At 69.5% G+C, this 24626-nt stretch carries 28 protein-coding genes and 1 pseudogene; 14 read left to right on the top strand and 15 right to left on the bottom strand.

Going from position 1 to position 24626, the window contains the following annotated elements:
- Positions 1-19: 19 nt before the first annotated feature.
- The 3 genes from ACZ466_RS17680 (at position 20) to ACZ466_RS17670 (ending at position 5706) form a co-directional block, all read left to right on the top strand.
- Positions 20-3280 carry a lantibiotic dehydratase gene (locus ACZ466_RS17680; protein ID WP_378280181.1) on the top strand — a complete coding sequence of 1087 codons (3261 nt, stop codon included), beginning with the start codon at positions 20-22 and terminating at the stop codon, positions 3278-3280.
- 133 nt (positions 3281-3413) lie between these two features.
- Positions 3414-3614, top strand: a complete 201-nt coding sequence (locus ACZ466_RS17675) for a hypothetical protein (RefSeq protein WP_378280179.1) — start codon at positions 3414-3416, stop codon at positions 3612-3614.
- A 103-nt stretch (positions 3615-3717) separates the two neighbouring features.
- Positions 3718-5706: an ABC transporter ATP-binding protein gene (locus tag ACZ466_RS17670; RefSeq protein WP_378280177.1), complete on the top strand. Its 1989-nt coding sequence runs from the start codon at positions 3718-3720 to the stop codon at positions 5704-5706.
- 118 nt (positions 5707-5824) lie between these two features.
- Here the strand turns inward: ACZ466_RS17670 and ACZ466_RS17665 are convergent, their stop codons facing one another.
- Entirely contained in the window at positions 5825-6031 is a 207-nt protein-coding gene (locus tag ACZ466_RS17665) for a hypothetical protein (RefSeq protein WP_378280175.1), read from the bottom strand.
- 340 nt (positions 6032-6371) lie between these two features.
- The gene (locus tag ACZ466_RS17660; protein ID WP_378280173.1) at positions 6372-7103 is read right to left on the bottom strand and encodes a transposase family protein; all 732 of its coding nucleotides are present in this window, start codon (positions 7101-7103) and stop codon (positions 6372-6374) included.
- A 269-nt stretch (positions 7104-7372) separates the two neighbouring features.
- On the opposite strand from ACZ466_RS17660, the gene ACZ466_RS17655 reads away from it, so the two are divergent.
- Positions 7373-7531 (top strand): hypothetical protein, encoded by a 159-nt coding sequence (locus tag ACZ466_RS17655; RefSeq protein WP_378280171.1) that lies wholly within the window; start codon positions 7373-7375, stop codon positions 7529-7531.
- Between the two features lie 263 nt (positions 7532-7794).
- Positions 7795-8574: a pentapeptide repeat-containing protein gene (locus tag ACZ466_RS17650; protein WP_378280170.1), complete on the top strand. Its 780-nt coding sequence runs from the start codon at positions 7795-7797 to the stop codon at positions 8572-8574.
- A gap of 276 nt (positions 8575-8850) precedes the next feature.
- Here ACZ466_RS17650 and ACZ466_RS17645 read toward each other — a convergent pair whose 3' ends face one another.
- The 3 genes from ACZ466_RS17645 to ACZ466_RS17635 form a co-directional block, all read right to left on the bottom strand.
- Positions 8851-9198: a hypothetical protein gene (locus ACZ466_RS17645; RefSeq protein WP_378280168.1), complete on the bottom strand. Its 348-nt coding sequence runs from the start codon at positions 9196-9198 to the stop codon at positions 8851-8853.
- A 77-nt stretch (positions 9199-9275) separates the two neighbouring features.
- The gene (locus ACZ466_RS17640; protein WP_378280166.1) at positions 9276-9536 is read right to left on the bottom strand and encodes a hypothetical protein; all 261 of its coding nucleotides are present in this window, start codon (positions 9534-9536) and stop codon (positions 9276-9278) included.
- A gap of 321 nt (positions 9537-9857) precedes the next feature.
- The gene (locus tag ACZ466_RS17635; RefSeq protein WP_378280164.1) at positions 9858-10295 is read right to left on the bottom strand and encodes a hypothetical protein; all 438 of its coding nucleotides are present in this window, start codon (positions 10293-10295) and stop codon (positions 9858-9860) included.
- Positions 10296-10548: 253 nt separating this feature from the next.
- Here ACZ466_RS17635 and ACZ466_RS17630 point away from each other — a divergent pair, with 253 nt between their 5' ends.
- From ACZ466_RS17630 to ACZ466_RS17620, 3 genes are all read left to right on the top strand, one after another.
- Positions 10549-11598 carry a helix-turn-helix transcriptional regulator gene (locus ACZ466_RS17630; protein WP_464043882.1) on the top strand — a complete coding sequence of 350 codons (1050 nt, stop codon included), beginning with the start codon at positions 10549-10551 and terminating at the stop codon, positions 11596-11598.
- An 819-nt stretch (positions 11599-12417) separates the two neighbouring features.
- Entirely contained in the window at positions 12418-12546 is a 129-nt protein-coding gene (locus ACZ466_RS17625; protein ID WP_378280161.1) for a hypothetical protein, read from the top strand.
- A 534-nt stretch (positions 12547-13080) separates the two neighbouring features.
- Entirely contained in the window at positions 13081-13209 is a 129-nt protein-coding gene (locus ACZ466_RS17620; protein WP_378280159.1) for a hypothetical protein, read from the top strand.
- Between the two features lie 180 nt (positions 13210-13389).
- On the opposite strand, the gene ACZ466_RS17615 is transcribed toward ACZ466_RS17620, so the two are convergent.
- The 5 genes from ACZ466_RS17615 to ACZ466_RS17595 all read right to left on the bottom strand — a co-directional run bounded on the left by ACZ466_RS17615 (position 13390) and on the right by ACZ466_RS17595 (position 16899).
- Entirely contained in the window at positions 13390-14112 is a 723-nt protein-coding gene (locus ACZ466_RS17615) for a VOC family protein (RefSeq protein ID WP_378280157.1), read from the bottom strand.
- A 16-nt stretch (positions 14113-14128) separates the two neighbouring features.
- Positions 14129-14341, bottom strand: a complete 213-nt coding sequence (locus ACZ466_RS17610; RefSeq protein WP_378280155.1) for a hypothetical protein — start codon at positions 14339-14341, stop codon at positions 14129-14131.
- Entirely contained in the window at positions 14338-14541 is a 204-nt protein-coding gene (locus ACZ466_RS17605; RefSeq protein WP_378280153.1) for a hypothetical protein, read from the bottom strand. The genes ACZ466_RS17610 and ACZ466_RS17605 overlap by 4 nt, the downstream gene beginning before the upstream one ends.
- 1313 nt (positions 14542-15854) lie before the next feature.
- Positions 15855-16541 carry a tyrosine-type recombinase/integrase gene (locus ACZ466_RS17600; protein ID WP_378280149.1) on the bottom strand — a complete coding sequence of 229 codons (687 nt, stop codon included), beginning with the start codon at positions 16539-16541 and terminating at the stop codon, positions 15855-15857.
- Positions 16441-16899, bottom strand: a complete 459-nt coding sequence (locus ACZ466_RS17595) for a hypothetical protein (RefSeq protein WP_378280449.1) — start codon at positions 16897-16899, stop codon at positions 16441-16443. The genes ACZ466_RS17600 and ACZ466_RS17595 overlap by 101 nt, the downstream gene beginning before the upstream one ends.
- A gap of 541 nt (positions 16900-17440) precedes the next feature.
- Here ACZ466_RS17595 and ACZ466_RS17590 point away from each other — a divergent pair.
- The 5 genes from ACZ466_RS17590 to ACZ466_RS17570 all read left to right on the top strand — a co-directional run bounded on the left by ACZ466_RS17590 (position 17441) and on the right by ACZ466_RS17570 (position 21637).
- Positions 17441-17779, top strand: a complete 339-nt coding sequence (locus ACZ466_RS17590; RefSeq protein ID WP_378280147.1) for a YciI family protein — start codon at positions 17441-17443, stop codon at positions 17777-17779.
- A gap of 2 nt (positions 17780-17781) precedes the next feature.
- Entirely contained in the window at positions 17782-18942 is a 1161-nt protein-coding gene (locus tag ACZ466_RS17585) for an RNA polymerase sigma factor (RefSeq protein ID WP_378280145.1), read from the top strand.
- A gap of 326 nt (positions 18943-19268) precedes the next feature.
- Positions 19269-19754, top strand: coding sequence for an ester cyclase (locus ACZ466_RS17580; RefSeq protein ID WP_378280143.1), 486 nt, complete (start codon positions 19269-19271; stop codon positions 19752-19754).
- 75 nt (positions 19755-19829) lie between these two features.
- Positions 19830-20201 carry a DoxX family protein gene (locus ACZ466_RS17575; protein ID WP_378280141.1) on the top strand — a complete coding sequence of 124 codons (372 nt, stop codon included), beginning with the start codon at positions 19830-19832 and terminating at the stop codon, positions 20199-20201.
- 242 nt (positions 20202-20443) lie between these two features.
- A complete protein-coding gene (locus ACZ466_RS17570) occupies positions 20444-21637 on the top strand; it encodes a cytochrome P450 (RefSeq protein ID WP_378280139.1) in 1194 nt (397 codons plus the stop codon).
- Positions 21638-21749: 112 nt separating this feature from the next.
- On the opposite strand, the pseudogene ACZ466_RS17565 reads toward ACZ466_RS17570, so the two are convergent.
- From ACZ466_RS17565 to ACZ466_RS17545, 5 genes and pseudogenes are all read right to left on the bottom strand, one after another.
- Positions 21750-21952: pseudogene (locus ACZ466_RS17565) on the bottom strand (IS701 family transposase); the annotation flags it as partial.
- A gap of 40 nt (positions 21953-21992) precedes the next feature.
- On the bottom strand, positions 21993-22166 hold the full coding sequence (locus ACZ466_RS17560; protein WP_378280137.1) for a cupin domain-containing protein: 174 nt from the start codon (positions 22164-22166) through the stop codon (positions 21993-21995).
- A gap of 253 nt (positions 22167-22419) precedes the next feature.
- Positions 22420-22767: an MmyB family transcriptional regulator gene (locus ACZ466_RS17555; RefSeq protein WP_378280447.1), complete on the bottom strand. Its 348-nt coding sequence runs from the start codon at positions 22765-22767 to the stop codon at positions 22420-22422.
- Positions 22682-23044: an MmyB family transcriptional regulator gene (locus tag ACZ466_RS17550; protein ID WP_378280135.1), complete on the bottom strand. Its 363-nt coding sequence runs from the start codon at positions 23042-23044 to the stop codon at positions 22682-22684. The genes ACZ466_RS17555 and ACZ466_RS17550 overlap by 86 nt, the downstream gene beginning before the upstream one ends.
- Complete coding sequence (locus tag ACZ466_RS17545) at positions 22996-23436, bottom strand: helix-turn-helix domain-containing protein (RefSeq protein ID WP_378280133.1); 441 nt, start codon at positions 23434-23436, stop codon at positions 22996-22998. The genes ACZ466_RS17550 and ACZ466_RS17545 overlap by 49 nt, the downstream gene beginning before the upstream one ends.
- Positions 23437-23621: 185 nt before the next feature.
- On the opposite strand from ACZ466_RS17545, the gene ACZ466_RS17540 reads away from it, so the two are divergent.
- Positions 23622-24260, top strand: a complete 639-nt coding sequence (locus ACZ466_RS17540; RefSeq protein WP_378280131.1) for a DUF2255 family protein — start codon at positions 23622-23624, stop codon at positions 24258-24260.
- Positions 24261-24626: the final 366 nt, after the last annotated feature.

The raw sequence follows: 24626 nt of genomic DNA, 5'->3' as shown, positions 1-24626 counted from the left end.
CATCTTGGGAGGCGAGCACATGGTGCGAACGGCGGACGGCCGCCATGCCCGCGGAGACCATGGCGGGAAGTCGCTGTACGTGTCATCCGGCTTCTTCATGCTGCGCGCTCCGGTTCTGCACGCGCACACCTTGGAGAATCTCGGCGCACCCGCCGCGGATGAGGCGGAGGCCCCGTGCACAGAGTCGTCGGACGGCTCGCTGGGCGAGCGGCGGGCCGAGGGCCGGAGGGCCCTGCTGGCGCTGGCCGGCCAGGCCCGTGTCAGGCAGGCGCTGCACGTCGCGAGTCCCGCCCTCGGCAGGGCCGTCGAGCAGACGCGGGAGGGGGAGGGGGCAGGGCGCCGGAAGGCCGACCGCACGTACTCGGCGCTGCTGCGCTATCTCACCCGCATGTCGACACGGCCGACTCCCTACGGGCTGTTCGCCGGGGTGTCGGCGGGCGCCTTCACCGAGCGGACGTCCGTGCTGCTGGACGACGACCCGGTCCTCCTGACCCGGACCCGGGCCGACGGCGCCTGGCTGCACACGGTGATGAAGGAGGTCGAGGACGACGAGAAGGTCCGGGATCGGCTGCCCGTCCGCGTCAACGATCTCGCGTACAGGGCCGGAGGGGTCCTCGTCCTCTTCCGGCACGACACCCGGTCCGGGCGGGCCGGGGACCGGGTCGAGATCAGGCTGAACCGGCCGGTCGAGGCGGCCCTGGACCTCGCTCACGCCGGCCCGGCGTTCGGTGAGCTGGTCGCCGGCCTCGCGGACCTGTTCCCCACGGTGTCCCAGGAGAAGATCCGCGTGCTGCTCAACCGGCTGTGGGAGCTGCGGATTCTGCAGAGCGGCCTGAGGCCGTCCCTGACCGAACCGGTGCCCGAGCAGTACCTCATGGAGCGCCTGACCCGCCTCGACATCAGCCCGGACGTCGTGCTCGGCCTGCGGGAGACGAGGCGGCTCACCGACGAGGTGGACCGCCGCGGGGGCCGGGCCACCACGGGGGCACTCGAAGCGCTGTCGGCGCACCAGCGCGACCTGACACCCGGGTTCACCGGGGCGACGTACCGGCAGGACACGGCGCTCGCCGCGACGGCCGAACTGTCCGGAGACATCGCCTCGGCCGCGGCGGACGCCGCCGAGACGCTGATGCGCCTCGGGTGTGTCCGCCCGCGACCGCGGCACATCGCCGAATATCACCACAGGTTCCTCGAACACTACGGAACCGACTCCGAACTGCCCCTGCTCGACGCTCTCAGACCCGAGACCGGACTGGGTCCTCCGAACGGCTACCACGCGCCGCCGCGCCAGTTGCCGCTGCCCTCCGGGGCCGCCGAGCCGACCGCGGCGCGCGACCGCGCGCTGATCGAGCTCGCGTCCCACGCGTCGCGGCACGGGCTGCGAGAAGTCGAACTGCACGATGACTGGTTCCGAAGACTGGCCGCGTGGAGTCCCGACGACCCTGTGTGCCGTCCCAGGACGTCGCTCGATCTGTACTTCCAACTGGCCGCGGAGGGGCCGCGTGCGATGGAGGAAGGCGACTGGCGGCTCGTCGTGGGCGCCTTCGGATACACCGGGGGAATGCAGGGCTTCGGCCGGTTCGGCCATCTCCTCGGCGAGGGCTTGGTCAGTGGGCTTCGCGAGCACTCGCGCGCCGAGGAGGAGCTGCGGCCGGATATCGCCTTCGCGGAGCTGAACTACCACCCGCCCGGATGGGCGGGCTCGAATGTGGCGAGGCATCCCGGAGTCCGTCCCTACGAGATCGCCGTCAACATGGAGCCCACACTGCCGCCGGACCGGCGGATCGCGCTGGAGGACATCCTGCTCGGGGCGACGGCCACCCACTTCTACCTGCGCTCCGCGAGGCTGGGCCGGCGGCTTTCGGTGGGGCACAGCCACGCCCTTTCCTGGGTCCAGGCCCCCAACGTGTGCCGCGCACTGCTGGAGTTCTCGGCGGACGGATTCACCCAGGGAGCGATGTTCGACTGGGGGCCCCTCAGCGAGGCGCCGTTCCTTCCCCGCCTCACCAGGAGCAGGACGGTGGTGCACCTGGCGAAATGGACGATCGGCAGGACGAGCTTCCCCGACGGCGACGCGACGGCCGACGACTTCTTCCATGCCTGCCGGAGTTGGCGCGAAACGTGGAATGTCCCCCGTTACGTCTACCTCACGGAGTTCGACAACCGGCTGCTGCTCGACCTGGAGCATCCTCTGTGGGTGGACGAGCTGCATCGCGAGGTGGTGCGGCGGCGACGGGACGCGTGGTCGCGGTCCATCACCCTGCACGAGGCGTATCCCGGTCCTCGTGAACTGTGGGTGCGGGACCGCGCGGGCCGCCCCTACCACTCGGAGATCACCGTCCCCCTGCGGCTGCGGGAGCCGCTCCGCACCGCGGAGCCCCCGGCCGTGCGGCCCCCGCCCGTCACCCGCCGCTGGCTCCCGGGGGACCAGTGGATCCACCTGAAGCTCTACTCGGCCCCCGACCAGCACGACGCCGTCATCGCGGGACCGCTGCACGCGTTCGTGCAGGAGATCCGGGAGTCGGGACTGATCGATCGCTGGTTCTTCATTCGCTACGGCGATCCGCTGCCCCACCTGCGGCTGCGGTTTCGCGCACGGCGTCCCGACGGGGCGGCGGAGCTCATGACCGGATGCGCCGCCTGGGGGCGTGGGCTCGTCGCGGCCGGGCTGGCGACCGACCTCGCCTTCACCAGTTACGACCGTGAGGTCGAACGGTACGGCGGCCCGGACGCCATCGACAGACTGGAGACCGTGTTCTTCCGCAACAGCGACGTCTCCGTCGATCTCGTGCGGCTCGCGCTCGCGGAACCGGCCGCCTTCGACACCGAGATCATCTGCAGCGCCTCGATCCATGCGCTGTATCTGAGCTGGGGCCTTCCCTCTTTTCCTTTTCCGCGCCCGCGGAATGCCGAACGGAAGATGCTCGACGACACGCGGGAGCGCTTCCGGGAGATCCGCCCGCTGCTGTGTGAAGTACTCGCCCCGGGCGAATTTCGCCCGGATGTGCGCGCGGCGGGCTACCGGGCGGCCCTGGAGCCGATTCTCGCGCAACAGCACGACGCCGTCCGGGAAGCGGGCGAGCACATCCGGCTCCTCCGCGAAATGGGGCGGCTCACCGTGAGTGAGCTGAACATCATCGAGAGCCTCGCCCATATCCAGGCGATCCGGCTTCTGGGGGTGGACAGGGAACGGGAGATCCGCTGCCGTGACCTGGGGACACTCGCTCTTCGGGCCATCCGGAACCGCCCGCCGGGGGGACGATCCGCGCCGAGTGGGTGACGTACACCTGACGTACACCGATGCCGTTGGTAATGCGCTGCCGACGTTCGCCACATTGCGGCAACACCACCCGGCAACCGGGCGCAGATAACCTGAGGACAGGTTCCCGGCCCCACAGGAAAGGATTGGCAAGTTGACCACAGAAGCGATCACCCTCGCCCCCGACGACGAGGACCTTTTCGACCTCGATATCCGCGTGTCGGCGATTCTCGATCAGCACACCCCGAGCGCCGGTCCCACCGGCCTCTACAGCTGCTGCAACGTGAACGGCTCGTCGTGCACATGCCCTATAACGATGTGGTCGGACAACCAGCCTGTCCCCGGCTGCTGCTGAGGGCGGCTCGACCGTAACGGCCCGTCCGCTCTCCCGGCGCGTCACCGACCGGCCGGGCATGTCCGAGCAGCCGGATATGCCCGGCCCCCCGGAGGAGATATTCGTGCGCAAGCGATGGGCCGCGCGGCGCGGGTCCCGGCGGACGGCGGGGGACGGGCCGCCGCCGTCGGCCTCGGAGGAGCAGCTGTTCGGAGGACGGCTGCTGTACGACGCGAGTTGGACGCGGCACGACGGCGACTGGTTCAAGCTCGGTGCCCGGCAGAGCGTCGCGGCGCTGCCCCGGTTGCTGGGTGCGGCGGCCGGTCTCGCCTGGCGGGCGGACCGCGGAGCGGTCCTCGCGGTGCTGGCGGCCGAGCTGTGTCGCGGGGCCGCGCGGGCGGTGGGACTGCTCGGCGTCAACGCCGCGCTGGCCGCGCTGCTCGCCGGGGGGACGATGGACGCCCGGCTCCGCTCGGTGATCCCGATCGCGGTCCTCCTCGCCGCCGTGGCCGCGGTCGGCGCGGTGTGCACAGCGGTCTCCGCCCGGTTCAGCGAGCCGCTGGGACCGCGCGTGGAGCGGCTGGTGCGCCATAGCTACCTTGAGCGCTCCAGCCGCGTGGAGATGGTCGCCCTTGAGGACCACGCCTTCCACCGGCTGCTCGAAAGCGCGAAGCTGTCGGCGGTCTCCGCGCGCCGGATGGTCGAGCAGTCCGTCACGGTGATCGGCCTGCTGTTCTCACTGGCCGCGATGGGCGGGGTACTCGCCCGGCTGCACTGGCTGCTCGTGCTGATGCTCGCGGTGATGGTGCTGCCGGGCATGTGGGCGACGCTGACCGTCGCGAGGCACCGGTACGAGTCCTTTCACCGCTGGTTGCAGTACGACCGGGCCGCGGGCACGGTCGCCGATCTGCTGACCGGCACCGACGCCGCCGCCGAGGTCCGGGTCCATGACGCGGGTCCCTTCCTCCTGGAGCACCACCGGCTGATGTCCGAGGCCGAGGAAGCGGAGCAGGACCGCCTCGCCCGGCTCACCGCCCGCCTGAGAATCACCGCCTCCTCCCTGACCGGCCTGATCGCCGTGGCGACCTACGGTCTCCTCGCCGGTCTGCTGTGGTCGGGCGCTCTGGCCCTGGCCGGCGCGGGCACGGCGGTCCTGGCCATCCGCCAGGGCTCCACCGCGCTGGAGAACCTGGTCAGCCGGATCAACGTCCTGCATCGCGAATCGCTGCACGTGGCGGACCTGCGCCGGTTCCTCGCCGAATCCGCCCGACACCTGATCCGCACGGGTGGAGGTCCGCTGCCGCGCAAGGTGGAGGCGATCCGGGTGCGGAACCTCACGTTCACCTACCCCGGAAGCCCGCATCCTGCTCTTCACGACGTCACCCTGACCGTGCCCACCGGCCGTATCGTCGCCCTGGTCGGCGAGAACGGCAGCGGCAAGACCACCTTGGCGAAACTCCTGTGCGGGCTGTATCTGGCCGACACCGGCAGTATCCACTGGGACGACGTCGACGCGGCCACCGCCGACCGCGCCGAGATCTTCGCCCGCTTCGCCCTCATCCAGCAGGACCACGTGCGCTGGCCCATGACCGCGGCGGTCAACGTCGCCATCTCCCGCACCGGGCACCCTGTCGACGAGCGGCGGCTGTTCTCGACCGCCGAGGACGCCGGCGCCGACTTCGTCGACGACCTCCCCCACGGCTGGCGCACCCTGCTCTCGCGCACCTTCGTCCGCGGCGTGCAACTCTCGGGCGGCCAGTGGCAGCGCCTGGGGATCGCCCGCGGCCACTACCGCGAGGCCGACGTCCTCATCGTGGACGAGCCCACCGCCGCCCTGGACGCCAAGGCCGAGGAGCACACCTTCAACCACATCCGCGCGGTGGCCGACCGCGGCCAGACCGTCGTGCTCATCACGCACCGCATGGCGTCGGTCCAGCACGCCGACCTCGTCCATGTTCTCCACAAGGGCCGCCTCGTCGAAAGCGGCACCCCGCACGAGCTCCTGTCCGACCCGGACAGCCGTTACCGCGTGCTCTACGACATCCAGGCCGCTCCGTTCGCCCATGGCCCCCCCCGGACCGGCGGCCGCGCACGACGGCAAGAGAGTCTCTGACGTCGAGGCGGAGTGCCATGGCACCCCCGCGCCGTAGAAGCACCCCAGAACCGCATCCGGGACGTGACACCCGCCCCATCGGGAGTCGGCAATGCCGATGACCACCGGTTCCACCACGTCAGGGTGGATCATGATCTCGTTCTCGAGTTCGACCGAGGAGATCCATGAGCCGCCGGACTTCACGAGATCCTTCGGTGCGGTCGACGATGCGGATGTAGCCGTACCGGTCGATGGTGGCGACGTCGCCTGCCTGGATCGGAACCGGAGTGCCCTTGCCGGGATAGTGGGATTCGGCTTCGACCGCACAGCAGCCGCGAACAGCCATGCCGGCTCGTTGTTGGCTCGGCGGGATCGGTGCGCGACGGCACGGTCTGGCACCGGAATGGGGCTGAACGCGTACAGAACGGCACGCGGCACCACCGTTGGCGCTCTTTTAATCCGTAGGTTGTGGGTTCGAGTCCCACGCGACCCACCCATCTTGACCAGGGAAAACGCGAGAACGCTCCGCTTTGCTCCCCATCCGTTCCGTCCCGTTTCGTTCCCATGTTGGCTCGCGGGGCCGGACCGGGGACGATCATGGTTTCCGAGCGCCGCCTCCATTCACTCAAACCGGACATCTGGCCGGGTGGGTTGGCGGCCCGGGTGGCCGGGCCGCTGTTGGGGGTTCACTGGTCGGTGAGTGCGGGTGGTGCCGGTTCGTCGCGTTCGGGGTCGAGTGGGGTTTTGCGGACCAGGTCGACCGGGAAGGCGGTGATGAACTCGGCCGGTGTCTGCGAGGTGATCGTTGCCTCCCCTGCCACCTCGTTCAACTCGCCATGGATGTAAGCGCGGATCACCCGTGGCGGTTCCCATACGGACAGGTTGCTGATGGCGGGGGCGAACCTGTCGCCTCGGGCATGAAGGCCACGATCAGGCGGCGGTCGGGCGCGAACGCGAACACGTTGCCGGTGCCGGTTTCGATGCGGCACCCGGCGTTGCGAAGCACGCCCAACACGGTGTCGGGCATGCCCGCTTCGGCCAGGTGGCGAGGGATGGTGACCATGGAACTGTTTCCAACCTCGGCTGGCGTGATGGTGCAGGGTGAGGATTGCTTGGACGATGGTGGTCAGCCGGGCTGGTGAGCAGCGAGTGTGGCGCAGGATGTGCCGGCGTTTGAGGGCGGCGGCGCCCTGCTCCCCGACGGAGCGGGTCTTGGCATGGTGCCGGTTGAACAGCTTCTTGCGGCGGCCGAACTTGCGGTGCTTGTGGCGGTGGTAGGGCGTGCCGATGGCGCTGCCGGCGCCGAGGTATCCCTTGTCGGCGTAGCACGCGATCGCCCGTTGGGTGAGCGCGTCGATGATGCCGTGGGAGCGGGCGGCGGTCAGGTCGCCCGTATCGGCGGCCGTCGGCTTGTACATGGCCAACAAGCGGGCAGGTGCGTGGTGCGCTGAAGCGCAGTGACTACACCACCAAACGCGCCCGGATGATTCTTCAGCACGGCTTGTGCGTCGGTGGATCTCGACGTCATCGACGAGCTCGTGCGGCAGCTGAAGCCTTTGGCCCGCGCGGCCGAGGCTGAGCTGACGCGGCGGCGCCTGGCCGAACGCCCGGGCACCGAGCAGGAGATCGCCCGGTTGGGTCGGACCAACCCGTCGGCTTCGCAGGAGCTGGAGGCGCTGTCGCAGCGGTGCGTCGAGCTGGCCCGGCGGGTCGCCGCGGCCGCGCTGCCGGACTGGAACACCCGCAGCGCATCCGGGGACGCTCGGCCCGGCTGCTGCCCGCCGCCCAGGTCCTGGAGGACATCGCTGACCAGCTCCGCCGTGCGGTGCGGGCCTCGCTGGAGTAGTTGCCCCACCCGACCCCGAGGCCGTGCGCTTGGCCGCGCTCGCCGACCAGATCACCATCGCCACGCAGCGCCAGCGGCCGGGGTGCGCCGGCCCCGGCTGCGACCACCAGCCGCAGCCCGCCCCGACCGGACGTCCCGCCGCTACTGCAGCGACGCCTGTCGGTAGCGTGGCCGCCGCCTGCGCACCCGCCAGCCGTAGAGCAACCGCCGTCATGCCGTCGTACCGTCATGACGGCACGACGGCTATGTCCGATCATGGTCTGGTGGGGACACTTGCGCGGGCGGTGGAGCGGCTCGGTTCGGCGGAGATGGGCGTCCGGCTGGACGGCATCGACGCGCTGATGCGCCTGGCCGACGACTCGCCGTCCCCGCTCGAAGGGCCGGCGCGGGCGCTGGAGGCGTTCGTCCGCCGCCGCGCCCCGGCCTCCCGGCTGGACGACCGGCTGATGCTCCCGACGGTCCCCCGCCCCCGGCAGACGGCGGGACCCGAGGCCGATGTGCAGGCTGCGCTCACCGCGCTGGGCCGCGTGCCACGCCAGCACCACTGGCTCGACCTCAGCGGCCTCGACCTCAGCCGGGCGCGTCTCGGCGGCCTGAACCTGAGCTACGCCCACCTGTACGCGGCGGAACTGTGCGAGGCGGACCTACGCCACACGAATCTGCGCAACGCCCATCTGGCGTACGCCGACCTGAGCGGCGCGAGGCTGGAAGGCGCCATCCTCAGCCGCACGGTCCTGATCGGCGCGAACTTGAGCGGCGCCGACCTGCGCGAAGCGGACCTGCACGGCCTCTATCTCTGCGACGTGACCCTGCACGAGGTGGATCTGAGCGGTGCGGACCTTGTCGACGCCGACCTCCGCGGCGTCCGCCTGGACGGTGTGGACCTGCTCGACGCCGACCTGAGCGGCGCGAACCTGCGAGGCACGGTGATGACCGGCGTCCGCGGCATGACGCTCGACGACCTCCAACCGGTGGCATGGACCGACGAGCGCACGTGGGTCGAGGAGCGTCCCGCGGAGCCGGGGCTCGGAGCCGGGAATTGACCAGGCGGGTTTCGGCCGGGGGCGGTGGAGAGGCGGGCGGGTTGCGGAGCTTGAGCAGCAACCGAACGATGCTGATGGCGACCGAGCCCTCTGGCCAGCCGATGAGGCCCGAGACTCAGGTCCGTGTCACCAGGGGCAGAAGCCCCCGTTGGCCGTACGACGGCCAACGGGGGCCCGCCCCATCCTCGCGGACGAGCCGCTACTGGCCGTTCCGATCCTCCCCGCGGGCCACTACCGCGGCTTGAGGCTGAAGCTCCCTTGATACGCACGGGGCCTTCAACGGAGCACGCGCGCTTCACACACCGAGGATGCGCTGTGCGAGCGCGGCGCCTGCCCCGGCCGCCGCGGCGAAGCGGCGGACGAGCCGGAAGAGGGCGGGGCAAGATGCTCTCCGGTGTGCGGTGCGTCGGCCTGAGGGTGGGCGGTGGTGCGGGCGGCGAGGGCGCGGCGGCGGTTGAGGGCGTCGGGTGCGGGCGGCAGTGCGAAGTAGGGCGGCGGTGCCGGCAGCAGGCCGGCGAGCTGGGCGCGGAGTTCGGTGCGTCGCAGGGCGCCCGGCACGATGTCGTAGGGGCGGTCGTAGGCGGCGACGGCGTTGGCGATGAAGACAGCGCGGTGGTGCAACATCGGGATCCGGCCGGTCTGCTCGGCTCGCAGCAGCGACCAGCGGGAGAACTCGAACCAGGGGGCCGCCTGCTGGGCGGTCAGGCCGGCCCAGTGCCGTAGATCGGCCAGTGACGCCCAGCAGGGCTCGATCCCGGCCAGTTGCTCGGGTGCACCTCCAGCGCCCCGGTCAGCGCCGCTGGCCGGGGCGGATCGGGGCGGCGCGCACCGGGCTCGTAGTCGATCAGCTGCTGGCGGGTCGTGCCGCTGCCCACGGTCGCCGCCAGTGCATCCAGGCGCCGACCGCGGGCGTGCCGCGTGCGTCGCAGCGCATCACCGTCCAACCGCGGCAGCCCGTGCATCCCGGCGACCCCCTTTCCCCAGTCCGTTTGGGGGCTTGCCAGGGCGCGCCGCTCCGGTAACCACTCGGATGATCCAGGGAGTCCCCAGGTCCTGCTCCCTTGACCAGGCGGGCGATCAAGGGAGCAGCGCCGCTGTGTACGCCCCGTGACCTGCGCCGAGATCTCCGCTTTGGCCCTGGGGACGCGTCCGGGAGAGAACGCCTGAACAGACGGCGATCAAGGGAGCAGGGGCGGCCCGCGCGTCCCCCGACCATGTGCCCGGACCCTTGTTCTTGCTCATGCCCGGGCCTGGCGGGACGCGGTCGACAGTGAGTGCTGGTCTCAGAAGGTGCGGTTGGTGAACCAGGTCGCCTGGCTGGAGGGATGGGTCAGGTCGAAGGTGACGCCGGTCAGGCGCCGGTCGGAGCCCAGCGAGCCGACGTAGCGTCCCCGGGCCCCGCTGGACCATCCGATGGTGAAGGAGATGGAGGTGCCCTCGACCGCTCCTTCCTCGATCGTCCCGACCGTGTCGCCGAAGGATGCGGACCCGAAGAGCCTGCCGCTGCCGTCCTGGGTCACGTTGACCCGCGGGGCGGCCCCATTGCTCTGGAAGAGCTGGTAGGTGCCGCTGGCGTTGAAGGCGGGCGCGGCGAGCGCCCTGCTCGGCGCGGAGGTCGGTGCCGCGGGCGCGGCGAGGGCGGCGCTGGGGGCCAGGGCCAGGCCGCTTGTCCCTGCAGCGAGGGTGAGGGCGGCGGCGGCGAGCTTGAGCTTGATGGTCATGATGCCTCCTGTATGTGAGGGCTCCGTGCACCAGCCACGCTCGCGCATCGGCAGGCGGCCGCAGTACCCCCTGATTTAGGGGGTGGCCGTGATACGTCGGCTGCTTCACCCTCCGGCTCGTGTTGTTGGTTCTGGTGCGCTGGTGAGGCGGGCCGGTCCTGCCGGGTCGTGATGGTGACGTTCCCGTCGCCTCCCAGAGAGCCAGGCCGGTGGGCCAGGGATACCGATCAGCGTGTCGCGTGATACTGCCCGGGTGACAGGGGGAGCGAGCGCCGCGGTGATCGGGGCTGCGGCAGAGGCCGGCACCAATGCGGAGCTGGGTACGGCGATCTCACAGTGGATCGGGCGGGTGGTGCCGCACGACGGGTACATGCTCGCCGCAGTGGACCCGGTCACCGGCGCCGGGTCCTTCCTTGCCAGAGAGCACGGCTACAGCCCTGCGGCCGCCCGCCGGCTGACTCTGGGCGACCGATCGGAAGGCGAGCATCCCGTCACCTTTGAGCGGCTGGTCGATGGCCCGCACCGTGCGGCGGTGCTCAATACCGATGGTCCCGGGCCCTGCCGCAGTCCCTCGATGCGCGCGGTGATGGCCGGGGAGAGCGTCGGCAGTGAACTGCGTGTCGCGCTGGTCGGCGCAGGGGTCACCTGGGGCGGCCTGGTCCTGGTACGCGCACGGAGGGCCCGGCCGTTCTCGGCGGTCGAGGCGGCGCGCGTCCAGCGGCTGGGCAGGAGCGTTGTCGCCGCGATGAAGCGCTATGTGTCCGGCCGGCCGCTGGAGCCCAGCAGTCTGGACCGGCCACCGGGAGTGCTGGTCGTCGGAGCCGACGAGACGGTCGTGGCCGCCACCCCGTCCGTGCGCGACTGGATCGGTGAGTTGGGGACCGTGCCCGCCGCCGTGTCCACCGCCGCGCTCGTCCAGCCGCATGCGCTGCTGGAGAGCACCGTCTGGAACCTCACCCAGGCGACGCGCGGGACGGGTGCGCCCCGCCTGACCCGCGTCCCCACCCGGCGCGGATGGATCGCCTTGCGTGCCCAGCCCATGATCGGCGCAGGACCAGGCGCGGTGGCCGTGACGATCCAACCGGCAACCGGCACCGAACTGCTGCCGGCGATGGCGCTGTGGCATGGCCTGTCCCCTCGGGAAAGCGCGATCGTCGGGCACGTTCTGCAGGGCATGGCCACCAAACAGATCGCCCGGCGTCTGGAGGTGTCTCCCCACACCGTCAACGACTACTTCAAATCGATCTACCGCAAGACCGGCGTCTGCGCGCGCGAGGAACTCATCGCCAGACTTCTCGGCTGAGCTTGTCCTGCCTTCCAAGTCCGTGACCGCGCGAGCGCCAGCTGCAACACGCGCATCCGCAAGGCGGTCACCTTCTGGGCGACAGCCGGCCACTGCCGTTATCGGGACACTCTCGGTCGGCTAGAGACATTGCACCTACCGTGGTGGCATGAGCATTTGCGCCGGCGTGGTCGTGTTCGTACTCGGCGGCGCCGTCCTCTACGGGTTCAACAGGGCAGGACGAGTGCGTGGAGTCCTCAGCTGCGACTGCAACGACGAAACCAACTTCCTCGTCGTTGGCCAAGACTCAATGCTGTACTCGCTGTACTCGTTTGGATCTCGCACATGTGGCCCGTCAGTCTGACCGTCGAGGGCTACCTGGCGTGGCGCCACCGCAAGGTCACCAGATGCGGCCACTGCGGTGGGTGGGCGTTCGAGCCAGGCCCTGCTGTGTCTGACTAGAGACCCCGCCAGGCTGGGCTCTTCTGCTCCCTTGATCGCACGGGCGTTCAACGGAGCACGTGCTCACATGCCGAGGATGCGCCGTGCGAGTGCGGCGCCGCCGCCCGCTGCGGTGAGGTGGCGGACGAGCGGGAAGAGGACGGGCGAGATGCTCTCCGGTGTGCGGCGCGTCGTCCGGGGCGAGCGCGTCGGCCTGGGGGTGGGCGGTGGTGCGGGCGGCGAGGGCGCGGCAGTGGTCGAGAGCTGCGGGTGCGGGCGGCAGCGCAAAGTAGCGGCGGTGCCAGCAGCAGGCCGACGAGTTGGGCGCGGAGTTCGGTGCGTCGCAGGGCGCCCGGCACGATGCCGCAGGGACGGTCGTAGGCGGCGACGGCGTTGGCGATGAAGACCGCACGGTGGTGGAACATCGGGATCCGGCCGCTCTTCTCCGCGCGCAGCAGCGACCAGCGGGAGAACTCGAACCAGGCGGCCGCCGCCTGCTGGGCCGGTCAGGTCGGCCCAGTGCCGTAGATCGGCCAGTGACGCCCAGCAGGGCTCGATCCTGGCCGGCTGCTCGGGTGCCACCTCCTGTGCCGCGTGGTCGGTTGAGCAAGCGAAATGGTTGGTACGAGTTCTTCCCCCGCCCGGAGGGCGGGGAAGATTCGAGGATGGCTGGACCCTGGCACCAGGCGAGTAGGTCCGAGGATCGGCCCGATGACCGGCTGGATCGTCAGAATTTCAGCATCCGAGCAAAATTTGAACTAACGCTGTACTACCTGTTTCACCTGGTCAAAGCGTGATCCCATCCGTTTTGGGGGGATTTTTAGCGTCGTAGCGACGCATAAACTGCAGCGTATCTCAGCGTCACTCGCGTTGTAGAGCCCAACAAACGCGGCGTCGTTGTTGTGACGCTGGTCGTCCCCAGTGGCCAGTGGTCAGGTTGCCCTGCAACCGGGGGAGCCAGTAGCTTCCGATCCGGCTCGCTAGCTTCCCATCCGCTGCAATTGCCGGATGGACCGGCGACGCGAGCATCGGCCAACTGGCCGGGGAAGGGAGCGAGCACCCATGGGTGATCGTTCGAAGCGGGACCCCGAAATACGTTTCTGGAAGATTCGCACGACGATCGAGATGGCAAAGCTCGGCATCTGGATCGTCTGGCAGACGTTCCGGGGCGGTCCCGGCGGCCTCCTCTAGCAGGAGGAAGGGCCTCCTACCGACGCGATTGGCCATCGTTCAGCAGGTAGGAGGCCCTTGTGCTTCCCCGCCGGGGAACTTGCCTATGCAAATCTGTGCCCGGCGCCTGGACGATACACCAGCCGCCAGGTGGATTCGAAGTCCTCCCACGAGCCGGACCTGCGGCCCATGGCAGGGCGGTTAACGGCACCCCATGTCGTGCTCCAGTTCGGCGGCGGTGGCGAGGGTCGTGGTGAGCGATTCGCTCTGGGCGTCGGTCAGGGCGAGGGCGCGCAGTCGGGTGAGGACGGTTTCGGCGCGGTCGGTGTCGTTGAGGCGGAGCGCCAGTTCGGCGCGGTAGACGAGCGCCTCGGCCAGGGTGGTGACCGGTGTCGCGGAGTCGGACTTGGCGAGCCTGCCGTCGAGGATCTTGGCGGCCTGGCCGACGTCGCCCTTGGAGTCGCCGAGGACGACGGCGTTCTCCAGGGCGCGGGCGAGGGGGTCGGTCGCGGGAGGCGGGGCGTCGGTGTCCTGGCGCTGGAAGACACGGATCCAGTTGCCGCCGGGGTCGACGATGCTGAAGCCCGAGGAGTTCCCGGCGTTCTTGCGCCGGCGCGGGCGGGTTATGCGGGGGATGCCCGACAGCAGCAGTTTCCCGTGCACCGCGCGCATGCCCGCTGCGAACTCCGCGAAGAGCTCGGCGGTGTCGTCCACGCCGATGATGCAGGAGCCATACGACTGCTCAGGGTCGAAGCCGGGAATGCCGGCGAAATGCAGGTCGATGGCGCCGTACCGGACGGCTGCACAGGGGTTGGGGCGGGTCTGCCGGTAGATGCGCTCGAAACCGAGCATGCGGTAGAAGTCGACGATCTCGTCGATGTCGACGCACGGCAGAATGGGCGCGACGATCTCATTGCTCATCATGCTCCCGGAGGTACGGCTAGGTGGAAAGCCGCCTCACCGTACCTCCGGAGGTCATTGATAAGCACATCATCAAAAATGGAGAATAACGTTCTCGCGCGCCTCGGGAGGCGATGGCGTCGAGCTTGGCCGGCTCTTCCTCGGGCAGGGTGACCAGCAGCTCCACATCGGCCGGCGACAGCCGCCACAAAGCCGCCTCCGGCAGGTTTGAGACGGCTTTCCAGGCACTCACCGGTGTCGGCTACTCAGGAAGACCAGGACGATCGCGACCACCGCGGCGATCACGGTGACCGGCACTGACTGGGACGTGGCGTAGGCGGCCGGCACGCCGATAAGGGCCGCATTGACCACGATCAGCAGCTTGGTGGTGTCGTCTCCCCGGCCTGCGCGCCGTGGCGTCGGCTCCTCTGCGGGGTTGCTGTGCTCGGACACTTCGCCTCCATTCGCCGTAGTCGGCAGGTACGTGCGACAGGAGGCCCCGATGTGCAAGCAGGGGCCGCCTGAGCGCCGACCTGTCAGCGCCGCCGACGTTGACACAGAAGTCCATGGCGATGCCGACCAACCCCGAGGCGTACCCCTGGCCCGACGGCGCAGCGCTTCTACCAGTAGTCGCTGCTGGTACAGCCCGCCGAAGAGCATCGCGGTCTCGGTCGGGTTGTCAGCGTCGTAGATCGACGGAGAACACGCCCCACAGGTCGATGACCTGGTCGTTTCGGCGCGAAACCCCCACTTGCCGCCGCTGCCGGTACAGCTCGCCGAAGAGCATCGCCGTCTCGGTCGAGGCGTCCTCAGGAGACCGACGGACAGCCATTTGACGCTGAGAACGATCTAGGGCCGCGGGTGGCACCCGTTGGAAATCGATCGGTTCTCAATATGATCGGGCGAAGTTGCCTTCACTGGGTGGATGAAGCCGCCCTTGGCGTTGAGAATCGTGTTGCGCAGTCGACATGTCCAATTGTTCCGACGCCACCGATTTTTATACGCTTGGTGGTGCGTCGGCGACAGCCCACCATGAGGTCCCTCCGACGACGTGCCCCCGATGTCGTTCCAGAGGTGATCCCCGCGGCGGCCACAGCGGTGGGCGGGCGACGGGTGCAATTTGCCGTTGAGGGTCGGCAGCGATGAGCCACGATGCTTGACGCGACATGCGAAATCTCCGGGGCAGGGCCTACGGCATGTGGCGGGTCGGACAGGCCGACTTGGACGCCGACATCCGTGGCCGCCTGTGCCGCGATCAGGAACCTTGGTTTCGTGGCGGACTCCTTGCTCCGGAGAGCAACGGAGGACGGTGACGCCGGCCGCGGACAGCCATGTTGGCTCGTTGTTGGCTCCGCGGGATCGGTACGGGACGGCATGCGGTGACACGGCCTGGCACCGAAATGGGGCCGGACGCGGACAGAACGGTACGGCGCGGCACCATAAACGCCGCCCCGGAATTATCCCAGTGGGCTTTATTCCGTAGGTTGTGGGTTCGAGTCCCACGCGACCCACCCCCGTGTGACCAGCCCAAACGCGTCCAGGCGGGCATCCCCGTGATCATGCCTGGGGCCCGCCTGAGGCCGACCTGAGGCCACGAACAGCAGGCTTCAGACACGCCTCGCCGGGTCCCACGGGACTCACCATCAGACCGGCGACCGGGCAGCAGCGATCCGGCGTCCGACCACCTCCTCGGCGCCGGGCGCGATCTGATGTTCGGTTGGCCCTTTCCGCGGAGACGTCACAGGAGGGGGAGCGGAGGCTCTCAATCACGCAGCAAGCGCCGCGGCCGACCGGCTATCGGCACGTGCGGCGGTGGGCCGCTTGAGCACGGCAGGTCGTCGGCGCCGTTTGGTTCCGGGCACTCGCCAGCCAGCCCGCAGCACATGTGTGGCGGTCGTTTCGGCGGCGGCGGTGTGCGCGACCTTGGGGAGCACGCTGGTGTAGGTGTCGGCGGTTAGCCCGATGCTGGAGCGCCCGAGCATCTCCTGCACCACCTTCAGCTCAACCCCCGCCGCCAGCGCGAGCGTGGCCGCGCCGTGCCGGAGATCGTGCAGCCGGTGCTGGGCCAGCATCTTCTGGAAGAGGTGCGTGAGCCGCCCCAGGGAGACCGGATCGCCGTTGAGGTTGGTGAACACATACCCGTTGTCGCGCGATAGCGGTCCCCGTGGGCGGCGGCCTCGGCACGCTGCTGGTCGTGGTGCGCCCGCAGGGCGGCGATGGTGGTGCGGTCCAGCGCTGTGCGCGGTCTTGGGCGGGCACGCCTGAAGACGGCCGTACCGCCTCTGCAGCTGCTGACAGATGACCGCGGTGCCGTGCTCTAGATCCACATCCACCCAGCGCAGACCCGCTGCCTCACCACGCCGCAGCCCACGCAGCGCGATCAGATGATAGGCGGCGTAGAGATGGTGCTCGCCGATCGCATGCAGGAACGCAGCGTCTGCTCTGCGGTCCACACTGCCACCGCAGGCCGCTCCCCGGTCCGTCAACGCGGGCGTCGGTCCACACCACCGCCCGCGGCCGCCGTGCCGCCGGGTTTTCGGCGATCAGCCCTTCCCGGAGCGCGGTATTCAGAGCGCTGCGAAGCGTCGAGCGGATCCGGTTCACCGTCGCCTGCCGAATCGGTCGTCCCTGGGCCTGGTGGTCGTGGACGATCGCCGCGAACATTCCCCGCACGTGCTCCACCGTCAGTTCGCCCAGCAGGAGTCCACCCAGATGCGGGGCCAGATACAGGCGGATGTGGCCGAAATACCCGGCCACGGTTGAGGCGGCACCCGGATGCTCGCGCAGCCATCGCGCCAGCCACTGCCCCACGGTTAGGTCGGACCGCGCAACCGCGCCAACGCCTCCTCTGTGGCCTAACGGGAGCGGTATCCGCCCCGCCGAACCCGCCGACGCCTCCCGTCCAGCCCCGCGCCGAGCTCCAGCGTAGATACCAACTCCCGTGGCCGCGCTCAGCCTGAAGCCGCGGGCACTCCCGGCCCACCCCTCGACCGGTCTGCGGATCCTCACAGCCGCACCGCCGGTACACCCCACCTGCACGCCTCGAAGTTCCCATGCGCCCAGGTTGAGCCGCCACCACGAGCCGACGACCTGCAGCCATAAAGGAGTACCGGCAAGGCCAGCGGACCCTCCATACGAAGTAGGCCACCACCGCAATACCGAGTCCCGGTGGGGAGCTTCCTCCCGCGAACTGACGGTTGGCCCGGGAACGACATGCTGACCGCGGCGGGGGCCGGGTGGACCCGCACCGGATCGGCGACGAGCCCGGGGCGGAATTCGGAGCGTCGGTGATGTCCCATGTGCGGCTGCTGGTTCGTCGTAGGGGTGAGAGTCCAATGCCCTGGAGGTTGTGATGCAGTACGCCCTGTTGATCTACGTCGAACCCGGCTCCCATGACGGGTTGTCCGATGCGGACCGTGACGTGGTCGACGCCGACTATCGTGCGTTGGCCGATGACGGCCGCTGCGTCGTCCACGCGCAACTGCAGTCGGTCGAGACGGCGACCAGTGTGCGCGTGGTCGGGGGCCGGACGCTGATGACCGACGGTCCGTTCGCGGACACCAAGGAGGTGCTCGGCGGAATCGGCATCATCGAGGCGGCCGACCTGGACGAGGCGCTTGAGCTGGCCGCGAGCATCCCGGCCGCCCGGCTCGGCGGCACCGTTGAGGTACGGCCGTTGGTCCGGCCCTGAGCGTGCTTGAGAAGACCTTCAGGGAGGAATGGGGCCGGGTGCTGGCCTCGCTGGTCGGGTTCCTGGGTGATTTCGACAAGGCGGAGGACGCCGCGCAGGAGGCGTTCGCGATCGCGGCGGAGCGCTGGCCGGTGTCGGGCGTGCCGGACACCCCGGGTGCGTGGCTGGTGACGACGGCCCGCAACCGGGCGATCGACCGGATCCGCCGGGAGCGCACCCTGGCCGAGAAGATCCCCCTGCTGACGGTGCCGGAGGCCGCTGCGATGGACGAGTTCGACGAGAGCGGGATCAAGGACGAACGACTTGAGCTGATCTTCACCTGCTGCCATCCGGCGCTGCCGCTGGAGGGGCAGGTGGCGCTTACGCTGCGGGCCCTGGGCGGCCTGGAGACCGCCGAGATCGCACGGGCTTTCCTGGTCTCCGAAGAGACCATGAAGCGCCGCCTGTCCCGGGCCAAGGCCAAGATCAAGGCGACCGGGATCTCGTTCGCGGTGCCCAGTGCACATCTGCTGGCGGACCGTCTCGATGCCGTGCTGGCCGTCATCTACCTGATCTACAACGAGGGCTACAGCGGTCGGATCGACCTCGGCGCCGAAGCCATCCATCTTGGAGGAGTGCTCGCCGCGCTCATGCCGGACGAGCCGGAGGCACATGGGCTGCTCGCCCTGATGATGATCCACCAGGCCAGGCGGCAGGCCCGGTTCTCCGGTGACGATCTCGTGCTGCTCGAGGATCAGGACCGTTCGCTCTGGGACGAGCGCCAGATCGCGGCTGGGCGGGCCGCGCTCGATCGGGCGATCGCCTTGGGCGGGCGCGGCCCCTACGTCGTCCAGGCCGCGATCGCCTCGCTGCAGACGCGAGCTGAGATCGATTGGACCCAGGTCGCCGCGATGTACCAGAGGCTGGTCGAACTCACCGGCTCGCCGGTGGTCGAGCTCAACCGCGCCGCGGCGCTCGCCCAGGCCGGCGACCCCGCCACGGCACTGCGCGCGGTCGATGGCCTCGACCTGGACGGCTACCTCTACTTCCATTCGACCCGGGGCGAGCTGCTGCGGCGTCTGGGCCGCGACGCAGAGGCCAGATCCGCGTATCGCCGGGCGCTCGACCTGGCCACCTCACCCCCCGAGCGAAGGTTCCTGACCCGCCGCCTCGAACTTTTCTGACCCGGGTCGTCCCCTGGAGGCGTGTTCGTTCGTCGCCTGGATATGAGCGACTACTTCTCCCGCCTTCCGCACGAGGAGCGGGGCCGGTGTCTTCGTCCAGGCCATCCCGTGGTGATCGGCGGCAGACGGCCGGACCTAAGGCGACGTAGGTGATGTCCGTACCAATGCCACGCTCGTGGCATTGGCAGCGGGCGGGGAGAGCTGCGGATCGGTGACCTGTTCGATCGGCGGAACGCCACGCGCCGTCCCCGCGGCGTTCCAACCGCCGTCCGCGTCGAGTGGTCGACGGGCCGTCGCGCACCGACGGCCAGATCTCACCGTGAGTCGTGGCCACCACTGAAAGTTCATGGCGATCCAAGGAGAAACACATGTCAGAAGGCCAGACGGCGATCAACAAGGCGACGTGGCACCGCGGGAGCCAGGCGGTCAACAGCGGTGATGCGGACCTCATCTCCGCGACCTTCGACGAGGTCTTCGACCCGGACGTTGTGATCCGCACTCCCTTGCCGATCGGAATGACGGGAGTCGGGGCGATCAAAGAGGTGTTCACCAAGCTCCTCGGTGCCTTTCCCGACCTGCACGTCACGATCGAGGACGTGATCGCCGAGGGGGACAAAGTCGTCTCCAGGAACACCGTGAGCGGAACTCATCAGGGCGAGTACATGGGCATCCCGCCCACCGGAAAGACCGTCACCTGGAAGGAGATCATGATCGCTCGATTCGAGGACGGGCGGGTCACCGAGACCTGGGGGGTCGTCGACGTCCTCGCGCAGATGCGACAGCTCGGAGTGATCCCCGCAGGCCCTTCATGACCTGGCGGCGGAGAGCCTGAGGGTGACCTCCGACGGCTCGTGAAAAGATTCTCACGCCAACAGAAAAGACTTTTGATGAACGTGTTCCTGTGGATCGTTCAGGCGCTCCTGGCGGCCATCTTCGTCATGTCCGGCCTGGAGAAACTCACCCAGCCGAAGAACAAACTAGCTGGCGAGTACGCCTGGGTAAAGGACGTCTCTCCGGCAACGCTGCGATTCATCGGTGTCGTGGAACTGCTCGGCGCGATCGGACTGATCGCGCCGGCCGCGATCGGAATCGCCCCCGTCCTGACCCCGATCGCCGGGACCGGGCTGGCGACCTTGATGCTCCTGGCGGTGGCCATGCACGTCCGCCGTAAGGAGCCGTCCGGAGTGCCGGTCACCGCCATCTTGTTGGTGCTCGCGGCGTTCGTCGGTTGGGGACGATTCGGTCCGTACGGCTGGTGACCATCCCGGGCGGGGCAGGAGACGGGGATCCCCGGACCTCGCCTGACATCCAATCAACGATCGAGCAGGCCTGTCACCGGCGGTGTACGAGCACGCTGTTCTTGCCGCCGGTGTGGTGCGGAGGTTTTGGCGGAGAGGAGCGTCCCTCAAGCAGCTACTCATTCGTCTCCTGGATATGAGCGATAACCCTCCCAACCCCGATCGGACTGACCGCTGAATATCGATCACAGGACGGATGGACGATGACGCAGCCGAACGAAGTGCCGCTGCAGATGCGGCGGAACGGGTTCGATCCGGCCGAGGAACTGGCCCGGGCCCGCGACGGCGAGGGCGTAGTCCGGGTGGAGACGCCCTGGGGGCTGCCCGGATACCTGGTATGCCGCCAGGAGGACGTCCGCCGGGTGCTCGCGGATCCGGCACGATTCAGCAGCGCGCTGACCCCGCTCCGCGGAGCCGGCGCGCTGCACCCCGACGAGCTGGCCAGGATGCGCGCCGGGCAACTGATCGGGCTGGACCCGCCCGAGCACACCCGGCTGCGCCGAATGCTCACCTCGGAGTTCACCCAGCACCGGATACGCCGGCTCGAACCGCGGATCGTCGAGATCGTGCAGACCGCCCTGGACGATCTGGAACGGGCCGGCAGGCCGGCCGACCTGATGGCGAACTTCGCCCTACCGGTCCCGTCCTTGGTGATCTGTGAGCTGCTGGGCGTGCCGTACGCCGACCGCGCCGGATTCCAGGATCGTTCCGCACAACTGCTGGACACCTCCTTGTCGGCAGAGGAGCTGACCGCGGTGCGGCGGGAGGAGCGCGCCTACCTGGCCGACCTGGTCGCCCGCGCGCAGGCCGACCCGGGCCAGGACCTGCTCGGCATGCTGGTGCGTGAGCATGCCGACGATCTCAGCACCGACGAGCTCATCGGTGTCGCCGGACAGTTGCTGCTGGCCGGGCACGAGACCACGTCGAACATGCTCGGACTGGGCATCCTGGCCCTGCTGCGGCACCCGGACCAGCTGGCGGTGATCCGCGAGGACCCGGCGCGGGTCGAGCCGGCCGTCGAGGAGCTGCTGCGGTGGCTGTCCATCTCGCAGTCCCCTCCGCCACGCACCACCACGACCGAGGTGGAGATCGCCGGGCAGGTCATCCCCGCGGGCACGCTGGTGATCTGCTCGCTTCCCGCCGCCAACCGTGACTCCGCCCTGGTCGGCGACCCGGACCGACTCGACGTCACCCGGGAGGTCGCCGGTCATGTCGCGTTCGGCCATGGTGTGCACCACTGCCTCGGGGCGCCGCTGGCGCGGATGGAGATGCGCATCGCCTTCCCCGCCCTGCTCCAGCGGTTCCCCGGCCTCGCTCTGGCCGAGCCGTATGAGCAGGTGGACTTCCGGGTCCTCAGCGTGGTGTTCGGCTTGAACTCACTACAGGTGACCTGGTGAATCAACCCGGTAACTCGGGCCTGGGGACGCCGTGTCGACGTGCGGGCCTGGAGCGTGCGGCGGAGGTCGGACCAGGCGAGTGCGTGGGCGAGGGTGCGGTGGGCGGCGCTGGTCAGGTGTGCCACGAGACGGCGGATCTCGGCTGGGTTGAGGGGGCCAGGCCACGGGTGCTTTTGGGGCGTGGGCGGCGGTGACGGCGAGGTAGGCGGGGGCGAGCATGGCCAGGGTGATGTGCCGGTGCCAGCCGGCGTAGCGTCTGACCTGGTAGTGGTCCTCGTTCTTGGCGGCCTGGAGGCATTCCTCGATCGCCCACCGGGTTCACGGTTCGTCGCCGGCTGGTTGATGGTCGGTCGGTTCACCGCTGCTTGGCGGCGTTGTACTGCTCGTCGGTGACGGGTTCGAGCCAGGTGGTTCCGTTGCCGCCGTCAACACCTTCGAGCAAGGCCAGGTGACTCATGAAGTTGTCGATGATGGCGCCGTGCCAGTGCTCCTCACCGGGCGGGGTGTAGACGGTGTCGCCGGGCCGCATGACGATGGTCTTGCCGTCGCGGGTCTGGACCAGGCCGATCCCTTCGGTGACGTGCAGGGTCTGCCCGACGGCGTGGGAGTGCCAGATGGCGCGCGCACGGAGTGAACCTGACCAGGCTGACGATCATCCGTGACGGGTCTTCTCCTTTGTAGACCGGGGTGACATAGACGTCGCCGGCGAACGCCTGTGTCGGCGCTTTGGCGGTTGGGGCGACGGACTTGAGCTCCACGGGTTCTCGGCGTAGCGGGCGACCTCAGGGGCAAGCGATCGTCCCTGGGGGCGATGGTTCAGGGACTGCCCGGTTCGGCTGTCTGGTCGTAGCCTCAGCTTGGTTGGCGGCCTGCCTGTCGCCCTCAGTGTCGGCTTCGGTGCCGGAGGGCGGGGCGAGGGTGGCCGCCCAACTGGCGAGCAGCCGGAGTCCTTCTTCCGAGCGGGTGTCGGGCTCGGCGGTGTAGGCGGTCAGGGTGAGGCCTGGCTCGTTGGGCAGCGCCAGGGCGTCGAAGGCCAGGTCAAGGTCACCGACGGCGGGGTGGTGCAAGCGTTTTATGGCCGGTGCGGTGCAGCCGGACGTTGTGCGCGGCCCAGCGGGCGCCGAACTCATCGCTGCGCGTGGCGAGTCCACCGACCAGGTCCGACACGGTGCGGTCGTGGGGGTCGCGGTCGGCTTCGGCGCGCAGCAGCGCGACAGTGGTGTCGGCGGCCTCGTCCCAGTCGGGATAGAAGTCGGCAGCCCGCGCATCCAGAAAGGCGAAGCGGGCCAGGTTCACCGGTGGTGTCCGCGTTCCCTCGAAGGCGGGTGAGTAGAGAGCGCGGCCGAGCCCGTTGGTGGCTAGGACGTCCAGGCGCCCCTTGCGGACGAATGCGGACGCGGTGGCCATGGCATCCAGGAGCCGCTGGATGCTGGGCCGCACCTGCGGCCGCCGTCGGCGGGGCGCGCGCGTCCGGGGCGGGTGTTGGCGGCGCGGGCCAGATCGTGCAGGTGGGCGTGTTCGGCCTCGTCGAGTTGCAGGGCGCGGGCGACGGCGTCCAGGACCGATTCCGACACACCGCTCAGGTTCCCCTTCTCCAGCCGGGTGTAGTAGTCGATGCTGAACCCGGCGAGGAGCGCGACCTCTTCGCGGCGCAGGCTGCTCGGCGCGTCGGGTGGCCAGGAAGTTGGGTGGCCAGGAACTCGCGCACTTCGCTCCGGTTGTCCACGACCACCACGCTCTGGCCGCCAGGGTGAAGCTGGGGGTTCTGTTGTCACCCGGAGGACCAGAACCTGCCGCATCTGCGTGACCTGCGATTACGTGGGGGAATGGCGGTTGGTGGACGGTCCCTCGCTGCGCGAGCAGGGGGACGGTGGGCCATCCGGCCGGGGTTCACCCGATCGTCCCAAGCCCTATCGGTGTGGAGCTTCCCTGATGTCCAAACCGCTGGCTGCGCCGCCCGATGTGCTGCTCTGCGAACTGCGTCGTGGACCGTCCCGCGACCAGCGGCTGCGGCGGGCTGGAGCGTTCGGGCTCGCGGGCGGCGCCGGCCGCCGCGGTGCTCGGGTTCTTTGTGATCACGCTGGACGCGGTGATCGTGAACGTGGCCCTGCCCTCGATCACCCGGGACCTGGGCGGCGGAATCACCGGGCTGCAGTGGGTGGTGGACGGCTACACGCTGCTGTTCGCCGCGCTGCTGCTGTGGGCGGGCTCGCTGTCGGGCCGCCGATCATCCACCTTGGAGAGACACCGTGAAGGGGAACACCATGACCAACTGGACCAACGACGACCTGAACCGGATCGCGCCGTGACGCCGCGACGCCGCGACGGCACCCACCGCGCACCCACCACCATCTGGGTGGTCCGCGACGGCGACGACCTGTTCGTTCGGTCCTGGCGGGGCAGCCGCGGCGCCTGGTTCACCGACGCACGCTTCACCCATGGCGGCCATGTCCCCGCGGGCGGCGTGAGCCGGGACGTCACCTTCACCGAGGAGGACGACCCGGCGGTCTACGACCGCGTCGACAACGCGTACCGCACCAAGTACGGCCGCCACAGCGGCTACGTCGAGCCGATGGTCGCCGACACAGCCCGCACCACCATCCTCAGACTCCTGCGCCGCTGACGGCGCTGCCCGCTACCCGCGCATCACCGATTGGAAGAGAGCACCATGACCGCCATGGCCATCATCGGAGCAAGCCCCGTTGGGCGCCTCCGTCGCGCGTCGCTCCGGCCGCGAGGCCTGAACCTCGCTCGCCGCCGACCTTGGCATCGAACAGATCAACGCGCGGGTTCGCGGCCGACGTCCGAGATCTGGCGGTACGGGTCGTGGACGTCGGAACACGACTTGAGCGGTCCAGCTCAGGCCCTGGACTCGATCGTTTCCGACACGGCCGGCTTCGGCGCCGCCCGAGGGCGTTCAGAGTGCTGGGGCGATTGCTGCTCCCCCACGTGCCGGTGTTCAGGCGGCGCATCATGGTTTCAACGGGCC

Source organism: Actinomadura rugatobispora (assembly GCF_055379765.1).
Note: the sequence above shows the minus strand (reverse complement) of the source record. Positions and strands in the feature narration are given on the sequence as shown.